The sequence below is a fragment of the Streptomyces sp. NPDC007162 genome (assembly GCF_040634175.1).
Classification (GTDB): domain Bacteria; phylum Actinomycetota; class Actinomycetes; order Streptomycetales; family Streptomycetaceae; genus Streptomyces.
On record NZ_JBEYFC010001011.1, the window covers coordinates 1 to 1,343 of the forward strand.

The 1,343-nt window shown below is 72.2% G+C and carries 2 protein-coding genes; both read right to left on the bottom strand.

Features of this window, described 5'->3' with window-relative positions; all coding sequences use genetic code 11:
- On the bottom strand, positions 1-531 hold a 531-nt coding region (locus ABZ646_RS46730), incomplete at its 3' end, for an alpha/beta hydrolase (protein ID WP_360533909.1).
- A gap of 26 nt (positions 532-557) precedes the next feature.
- Positions 558-1,343: phosphotransferase (locus ABZ646_RS46735; RefSeq protein WP_360533912.1), on the bottom strand; the 786-nt coding region annotated here is incomplete at its 5' end.

The following is a 1,343-nucleotide window of genomic DNA, read 5'->3' on the forward strand; positions in this document are numbered from 1 at the left end:
GGGCACGGCGAGCACCGCCCGCCCCTCGTACGCCCTCAGCGCCTCGAACGCAGGCGCTGAGCGCCAGCTGTCCGGCTGCCGGATCATGCCGCTGAACCGGCCGTTCCCGTCCCCGAAGGGCACGTCCCACGTCTCGGCGGTGTACACGGCGGGCGCGCACAGGCCGAGCGCCGCCACCCGGTCCCCGTAGTGCCGGACGAGATCCGCCACCGTCTGCCCGCTCATGCTGAATCCCACCAGAACCAGCGGGCTGCCCGCCCCCGCGTATGCGTCGATCACCGCTACGGCCTGCTCGAACCGACGCCGTAGGCTCAACTCGCCGAGCGTGCCCGTGCTTTGGCCGTGGCCGGAGAAGTCGAAGGCGACCCCTCGACAGCCGTGGGCCACGAGCTCCCGTAGCAGCGGCAGCAGTCGCTCCGTACTGCTGGTGCCCGCGCCGTGCAGCACCACGGCGGTGGCCCCGGACGGATCACCCCCGTACACACCGCTGAGCCGTTCGCCGTCGTGGTCGTGCGTGAAGTCGAGGAGCATGCCGACAGTATCCGACTCGGCGCGCGTCAAACGCCCTTGAGAACACGGTCAAGTGCCGCCCGGCCGACGGGTCCCCAGTGCGGCTTCCCGCCGGGAAGGCCACGGTCTCCGCTCTGCCCCATGAGCATGAGGAAGAGGCTCTTCACAGCGGCCAGCCCGCGGGCCCGCCGGATCGCCGCCTCGTCCGCATGCGCGTACGCGGCGAAGAACCGTGCGGCCGTGCCCGACGGCAGCAGCACCCACGCGGCGGCGAGGTCCCATGCCGGGTCGCCTGCGAACATGTCACCGAAGTCCACGATGCCCGAGAGCGTTCCGTCCGAGACGACGACGTTCGCGGGATGGAGGTCGCCGTGCACCCACATCCGCGGGCCCTCCCACGCATCGGCCGCGACGGCGTCGTCCCAGACGGCGCGAACGTCCGCGGTGATGTCGTCGGGGGCAACGGCCTCGAGGAAGTACTCGAAACCGTCCGTGCAGTCCCTGGGATGGCCGCCGCGGTCCGTGGCGGTCGGCGCCTCGGCGGGCGCCTCCACGTGGAGCGCCCGGAGGAAGGCCGCCAGCGTGTCGGCCGCGTGGCCGCCGCGGCTGATCGAGCCGTGGTCCAGCGGCTCGCCGGGAACCCACGTCATCACGGTCCAGTGCTTGGGGAAGCACTCGGACGGTTCGCCGAACCGCACCGGGGTCGGCACCGGGAGCGGAAGTCGCGGAGCGAGCACGGGAAGCCACCGCCGCTCCTTGAGTCCTTCAAATCGGCGTTCCGGCTGCATCCGTCGGGGGTGGCGGTCGTCACCGCGGACCCGGGTGACGGCAGA